The organism is Nostoc sp., from assembly GCF_036917095.1.
In the GTDB taxonomy this organism is placed as follows: Bacteria; Cyanobacteriota; Cyanobacteriia; order Cyanobacteriales; family Nostocaceae; genus Nostoc.
Map to the genome: position 1 here is coordinate 79,747 of NZ_JBALFH010000016.1, position 6,940 is coordinate 86,686.

Sequence of the window (6,940 nt, forward strand, 5' to 3'; positions counted from 1 at the left end):
TAAGTCAAATATATATGAATGCCCAATTAACCCCTGTCGAAATCCAAGAACTTCAGCAACTTCTCCAAAATGACACCCCAGCACAACATGCACTCACTACCCTTCAACAACACAATGGCAATCTAGAAGCAAGTTTTGATACACTCTGGCAGGAGAAAGTCGGCACAACAGATTATAGTAGGGGCAAAAAATCTCTTTTACAACTCACCCTCGACGAAATCCGCGCGGAAATCTGTGGTGATGATGGTTTAAAGGGCACAATCAAAGAATACACCAAGAACCCTGGTAGTTCTTCTCTGCTCAATAGTATCATTGGCTCACTGGTTGCCGTTGCAGCAGTGCATGGAATACCAATTGATGGTGCGATCGCAACAATTGTTGTGTTATATATTCTAAAAATTGGAATCAACGTTATCTGCAAATACACTGAGCCAGATAGCGAGGGAGAGCAACGTAAAAATAATAACTCCTAACTTTTGTACAGACGCGATTAATCGCGTCTCTCCTAACTCCTAACTCCCCTTATGTACCAGGTAAATTTCGCAACTGCTCATTCAAATGACTATGATCTGCCAAAACCTTTAACAGTGGCCCATGTGAGCTAAATTCTACAATACTCACCGAAGCAACAGGGCATCCCAAACGAAAACGGAAGCGTCCCACATCAATCCCCAGTAAACTACACAGAATAATTCTGATAGTTGCCTTATGTGAAACAACTAAAACATTACCACTAGTGTAATTTTGTTTAATTTCTTCAATTACCTGCAAGGCGCGAGAAGCAATTGTCACAGCCATTTCTCCATCAGTAGGAGCATTCCAAGCCGGATCTGCTGACCAGCGAATATAATCATCGTGATATTCACGACTAATTACTTCTGGCGTTTTTCCTTCCCACAAGCCATAGTTGATTTCTTTTAAACCATCTCTAAGTTGTGGTTCTATCTTTATTGCTTCACACAAAGGTTTTGCTGTCAATACAGTTCGCCGCATCGGACTACAAAATATTGCTGTCCAATCCTTAGAAGTATATGCGTCAGCAAAAGCATTTGCCATATCCAACCCTTCTGGGGTAAGTTCTGAGTCTATGGAACCGCAAAAGGAATTATTGCGACTGCATTCTGTCTGTCCGTGACGGAGCAAATAAAGAGTTAGGCTCACGGTATATTCTCATCGATTGTAAATTTAAGAGCATTAACAATCAGATGTAGCTGAAGATAGTTAATGCCTGTGGTATATTACTACAATTTTTAGAGATTTTGATACATCCCCGAAGACTTTTAAAATCTCCTCTAATAAGCCGCAAATCGAACGCTTTTAATATAAATAATTTATGCTAAAAATAGGCAAAAAATAAAGGTGGACATAGCCCACCCTACTTTTATCCTCCAAACTCAAAATTTAGAAGTTACTTACGACTACCCAACCATTTAGCCGCCGCGACTCCGATAATACCTGCCACTACAGGATTACTGAGAAACTTGATAATTCCTGGTTGCTCTGCCAGCACTTCGCGGAAAATGTCGGGATGGTTATGATAGACGAAGGACGCTAGTTTGCTAACATCATCAGCACTCATACGGCTAGGGTGGTGTGTAGAAAGCCCCAACTGTTGCTCTAGATGGCGATCGTCTAATCCTCTTCCCTTCAACTGTTTGAAAAAGGCTCTTGCTACATCATCCCGTTCGTTGGGTTTAATTTGTGCGATCGCCTGTTGTAATTCTGGCTCCATTTGGCTGGTAGGAATCCGATCTGGATGTAAAGATTTACCAAATAACTGCCGCCGCTGATCTGGTGTTGTTCGTTGGGCAAAATCATCAAAATTTTGATATTCCGCCGTTGATTCAGCTTTAGTATCATCCAGAGATTCAACATCTCCCTGAGCCAAATCTTTCATTATTTGACGTTTATATTGTTCGCTGCTTGCCACTTTACTTATCTCCTGTTTTACGTCAAACTTTTTTTATGGCTGGCATCTTAAAACCATAATTGCAAATGCCAATTCATCAGACTTTCTGTAAGCATTGATTGCAAATTAAGCAATTAGCTATACTTAACTTGATTAGTCTGAGTATCATATTCAGTAGTCAAAATCAATTTCTTATCCGGTGCATAAATCAAAACCTTTAAGTCTTGATTGGGGAAATTCTTATGAAAACCTTGAACTAGAGATTTTGCTAATGGTCGGACTTCGTTAGGACGAACTTGAGGGGAAATCACAACACCTAATTTGTTGTTATCACGTACATAAGCATCCTTAACTAGTCCGCTAGATGCTTGCAAAACCCAGTTACCAAAAGTTTGTCCTCCTGGGGTATTGCCTCGCTCTAACTCTGCATAAGTTACATCTCGACCAATTGCTGGCGAAGTCGTTGTCCGGTCAACTTGTGCCACAGTACTACCCGCACAGGCGGTAGTTATCATCAGCACTAAGATTAAAACGAAAGTCGCCAATATTTTGCGACTTTGCTGAAGCACAATCATTTTTTTTCCTCCTAAAAAAAACACTTTAATAACCGGAAAGATAGCTTATCAAGCTATCTAAACTATTTTTTTTGTAAATTTCTATTTAATTACTTGATTTTTATTGAGGAATTTATAAAAAGTGCAGAGACGCATTCTATACGTCTCTACACACTATCAACTAAGCGAGACTTTATTCTTGACTCCTAATTAAAGGAGCCTAAAAATAGTTTAGCTTGCAATTTTAGAAACTTACATGTTTTTGCAAATTTGGGATACATCCCATTCATATCAGTAGAGCTTTTGCAAAAAGTATAAGTTATTAGTCAAGCTTTTTCTTAACATTGTCTTTTACGTCTTCAATCCCGTGACGTACTTCGCTTTCAGCTTGCTTTGCTTTACCTTGCGCTTTATCTTCTGGATCTCCAGTCACATTTCCTAACGCTTCTTGCGCTTTACCTTCAACATTTTTAGCAGCTGCCTTTGCGCGATCTTCTATGCTCATTTTGTACTCCTTATTTTATCGTAAAGTTCATTTCAAAGCTCTAAACTAACTTTGAAATCATTTGTTATTACTTTTACACCCTAACTTAAAGTTTTTGCTAAAGCCTTCCACCACAAGGCATATTAAACAATTAGAAATTAGAAATTAAAAATTAGAAATTAGAAAAAGTAGTTATAGTAAGCATCCTGGCTATTGCTTGAATGTTAACTCAAGCAATAACAGGTGAATTATCTATGCTAAAAGACATAGAACAAGTGCAAATGTAATCTCTGCTTTTGACTCTTTAACTAAAAAAACCCAGTTCCGTAGAGAAGCTGGGTTAATAAATTTTTAGGGATATTTTGTGTTTAATCTAGAAAACCCATCAGGCTTTCAGAGTTATCAACCTCATTTGATGCTATTGGACGATTCCCAAAGGTGGAATAGCTTTCATCAATTACCAATAAACTTGAGCCAATTGGACGAATCCCAGAGAGGTTGATACTTTCAACAACTTGGAATGTATTAGCACCAATTGGACGAATACCCATTGAGTTATAGGTTTCAACTACTTCTAATGTACTGGTGCTAACGGGACGCACCCCAGCAATTGAGAGGTGTTCAGCAACTTCTAAGTCGCTAGCGCCTATAGGACGAATTCCAGAAATGGCAAGTGTCCCAGTAGCTCCCACTGGCAGTTCATTAACTTCATCGACTTTATCAGCATTCAAGCTCTGGTCTTGTTGATTTCCAACTTCCTCTATAGCTTCCCCTGAAGACTTGGCATTGTTTTGCCGAGAACTGATTGCTTTGCCAGCGCTGCTAATAGCCATAAACGAAGACCTCTGGTTTGTTAATTGAATTTTACAATAATTAAGGAAAGATGAAATTTTTTCCTATATACTTTTAGAGTTTAACCTTAAAAAACCTCATATAGATATAAGAATCTTTAAAAGTGATACATAAGTAAATTTAAATAAATAATTTTTGTAAAGAGTTGTTACTATTTCTTGGTCTAATAATCCAGCTACAATGGATACAGCGCGAAATTTTCACTCTGAGATAGGGTATTTCTAGCAAGACTGTATGACAGAATTTTGTCTTCAAGCTCCCTTTAGTCCCACAGGCGATCAACCACAAGCGATCGCACAACTCACTGCGAGTATCCAAGCTGGTAATCGTTACCAAACTTTACTAGGAGCCACTGGAACTGGCAAGACATTTTCGGTAGCAGCAGTTATTGAGAAAATTGGTAAGCCTACCTTAGTTCTGGCACATAACAAAACCCTTGCTGCACAGCTTTGTAACGAGTTGCGGGATTTCTTCCCCAACAACGCAGTCGAGTATTTTGTCAGCTACTACGATTACTATCAGCCAGAAGCGTATATTCCCGTTACCGATACTTATATTGAAAAAACGGCAGCGATTAATGATGAAATTGATATGTTGCGGCATTCAGCGACGCGATCGCTTTTTGAACGCCGTGATGTCATTGTCGTTGCTTCCATCAGTTGCATCTACGGTTTGGGAATGCCAGCAGAATATTTGAAAGCTGCCATCCCCCTTCAGATAGGTATGGAAGTAAATCAACGCCAAATCTTACGAGATTTAGCAAATGTTCAATATAGCCGCAACGACATAGAAATGGGTCGGGGGAAATTTCGCGTCCGTGGCGATGTCTTAGAAATTGGCCCAGCTTATGAAGACCGAATTATTCGTGTGGAATTTTTTGGTGATGAAATTGACGCGATTCGTTATATTGACCCGGTGACAGGGGAAATTCTCAAGAGTCTGGAAGCGGTGAATGTTTACCCTGCACGTCACTTTGTCACCCCAGAAGAACGGTTAGAAGTAGCTTGTAATGATATTGCCGCCGAATTAAAACAGCAAAAACTAGACTTAGAACAAGCTGGGAAACTATTAGAAGCGCAACGCATAGATCAGCGTACACGCTATGACTTAGAAATGCTGCGCGAGGTAGGTTACTGCAACGGCGTTGAGAACTATTCGCGTCACTTAGCAGGAAGACAAGCTGGAGAATCACCAGAATGTTTAATTGATTATTTTCCCAAAGATTGGCTACTAATTATCGATGAATCTCACGTTACAGTGCCCCAAATTCGCGGCATGTATAACGGCGATCAAGCTAGAAAAAAAGTTTTAATTGAACATGGATTTCGGCTTCCTAGCGCTGCTGATAACCGTCCTTTGAAAGCAGAAGAATTCTGGGAAAAGGTTAATCAGTGTATTTTTGTATCAGCAACTCCCGGCAATTGGGAAATAGAAGTTTCTGAAGACCATGTAGTTGAGCAAGTGATTCGACCAACTGGAGTGGTCGATCCAGAAATTTCCGTGCGTCCTACCGAAGGACAAATTGATGATTTGTTGGGAGAAATTAAAGATAGAGCCGATCGCCATGAACGGGTGTTAATTACCACATTAACTAAGCGCATGGCGGAAGATTTAACAGAGTATTTGCAAGACCACGGTATAAGGGTAAGGTATTTACATTCCGAGATTACTTCTATTGAGCGCATTGAAATTTTGCAGAACTTGCGCGAGGGGAAATTTGATGTATTAGTTGGTGTGAATTTGTTGCGGGAAGGGTTAGATTTACCTGAAGTTTCCTTAGTAGCAATTATGGATGCAGATAAAGAAGGTTTCTTGAGAACCGAGCGTTCCTTAATTCAAACTATTGGTAGAGCCGCGCGTCACGTCCAAGGACAAGCGATTTTGTATGCCGATAATATGACAGGTAGCATGATTAAAGCTATTGATGAAACAGATAGACGGCGTGGTATTCAAACCGCACATAATCGACTACATGGGATTACACCGCAACCAATTGTCAAAAAATCAAGTAATGCAATTTTGGCTTTTTTAGATGTATCTCGGCGGTTAAATGCAACTGATTTGAAAGTTGTAGATGAACATATAGATGAACTTCCACTAGAACAGATTCCAGGGTTGATTACTCTGTTAGAAGCGCAGATGAAAGAGGCGGCGAAGAAACTGGAATTTGAAGAGGCAGCAAAATTGCGCGATCGCATTAAGCATCTGCGGGATAAAATGCTAGGACGTTAAGGTGAATCTTATGCTCATGAATATTCACCTAATTAGCGTTCAACTTGCTAGCAAGAAGCGATAATGGATAAGATGCCATTTACGTTTTAAGAGTGTGGTAGCCATGACTGAGTTACTTGAGCGTGCGATCGCGCAACTGAAAACTCTACCTGTTGCCGAACAGAATGCGATCGCTACTCGTTTCCTTGCCGAGATAGAGGATGAGCAAAGATGGAAAGCTCAGTTTGAATCTACAACAGATGCTCAGTGGGATCGTCTAGCTGATATGGTACGGCAAGAAATTAGTGCTGGCGACATCACTCCTTTAGGTGACGTTTTTCCCTCTGAGCAATGAAGTCAAGTGTTACGAAGGTATTTCGCAAGAAACTTGATGAACTTCCTGCATCAGTTCAAGAACAAGCGGCCAAAGCCTATGCTCTTTGGCGTTCAGATCCTTACCACAATAGTCTTCAGTTCAAACGAGTTAGCCAGCGCCAACCAATTTATTCGGCTCGTGTTAGTTTAGACTACCGCGTTCTTGGCTTGTTGCAGGATGATCACATTTACTGGTTCTGGATTGGCGCACATACAGAGTATGACGAATTGCTTCAGAGGTTGTAGCACCAGCAGCCTAACCGTTAGCTTCTCTATCCCTCTTCTGTCACTCTCCGGGAGGGCGATCGCTAGAAGCCTCACGAGGCAATCAATACAAGCTATACTATTAGGAAAAAATAGGTCTTGTATTTGTTATTAGAAAATAATAGCGCGATCGCTTGCTATACAAAAGCTCTAGATTTTAGAAAAGGCAAATGTTTTCGGAAAGTGACAGAAGAGGGCTATAGGACTAGTATTTGATTTCTGAAAAAGATCCGTACATTTGAAGAGTGTCAAAATCAAAGGTAGTGTGTCGGAGAAACCATTCAAACATCC

General features: G+C 40.2%; 9 protein-coding genes. 4 read left to right on the forward strand and 5 right to left on the reverse strand.

Annotated features, from left to right (window positions below; genetic code table 11):
• Positions 1 to 14: 14 nt before the first annotated feature.
• Positions 15 to 473, forward strand: a complete 459-nt coding sequence (locus V7L01_RS07385) for a hypothetical protein (protein ID WP_335033322.1) — start codon at positions 15 to 17, stop codon at positions 471 to 473.
• A 49-nt stretch (positions 474 to 522) separates the two neighbouring features.
• Here V7L01_RS07385 and V7L01_RS07390 read toward each other — a convergent pair whose 3' ends face one another.
• The 5 genes from V7L01_RS07390 to V7L01_RS07410 all read right to left on the reverse strand — a co-directional run bounded on the left by V7L01_RS07390 (position 523) and on the right by V7L01_RS07410 (position 3,780).
• Complete coding sequence (locus V7L01_RS07390) at positions 523 to 1,161, reverse strand: histidine phosphatase family protein (protein WP_335033324.1); 639 nt, start codon at positions 1,159 to 1,161, stop codon at positions 523 to 525.
• 247 nt (positions 1,162 to 1,408) lie between these two features.
• Positions 1,409 to 1,930: a hypothetical protein gene (locus V7L01_RS07395; RefSeq protein ID WP_335033326.1), complete on the reverse strand. Its 522-nt coding sequence runs from the start codon at positions 1,928 to 1,930 to the stop codon at positions 1,409 to 1,411.
• 113 nt (positions 1,931 to 2,043) lie between these two features.
• Positions 2,044 to 2,484 carry a hypothetical protein gene (locus V7L01_RS07400; protein ID WP_335033328.1) on the reverse strand — a complete coding sequence of 147 codons (441 nt, stop codon included), beginning with the start codon at positions 2,482 to 2,484 and terminating at the stop codon, positions 2,044 to 2,046.
• Between the two features lie 301 nt (positions 2,485 to 2,785).
• Complete coding sequence (locus V7L01_RS07405; RefSeq protein WP_335033329.1) at positions 2,786 to 2,968, reverse strand: CsbD family protein; 183 nt, start codon at positions 2,966 to 2,968, stop codon at positions 2,786 to 2,788.
• A gap of 347 nt (positions 2,969 to 3,315) precedes the next feature.
• Positions 3,316 to 3,780: a hypothetical protein gene (locus tag V7L01_RS07410; RefSeq protein ID WP_335033331.1), complete on the reverse strand. Its 465-nt coding sequence runs from the start codon at positions 3,778 to 3,780 to the stop codon at positions 3,316 to 3,318.
• Positions 3,781 to 4,033: 253 nt separating this feature from the next.
• On the opposite strand from V7L01_RS07410, the gene uvrB reads away from it, so the two are divergent.
• The 3 genes from uvrB (at position 4,034) to V7L01_RS07425 (ending at position 6,631) form a co-directional block, all read left to right on the forward strand.
• Complete coding sequence (uvrB, locus tag V7L01_RS07415) at positions 4,034 to 6,031, forward strand: excinuclease ABC subunit UvrB (protein WP_335033333.1); 1,998 nt, start codon at positions 4,034 to 4,036, stop codon at positions 6,029 to 6,031.
• 103 nt (positions 6,032 to 6,134) lie between these two features.
• On the forward strand, positions 6,135 to 6,365 hold the full coding sequence (locus V7L01_RS07420) for a hypothetical protein (protein ID WP_335033335.1): 231 nt from the start codon (positions 6,135 to 6,137) through the stop codon (positions 6,363 to 6,365).
• Complete coding sequence (locus V7L01_RS07425) at positions 6,362 to 6,631, forward strand: ParE family toxin-like protein (RefSeq protein ID WP_335033337.1); 270 nt, start codon at positions 6,362 to 6,364, stop codon at positions 6,629 to 6,631. The genes V7L01_RS07420 and V7L01_RS07425 overlap by 4 nt, the downstream gene beginning before the upstream one ends.
• The last annotated feature ends 309 nt before the right edge of the window (positions 6,632 to 6,940 follow it).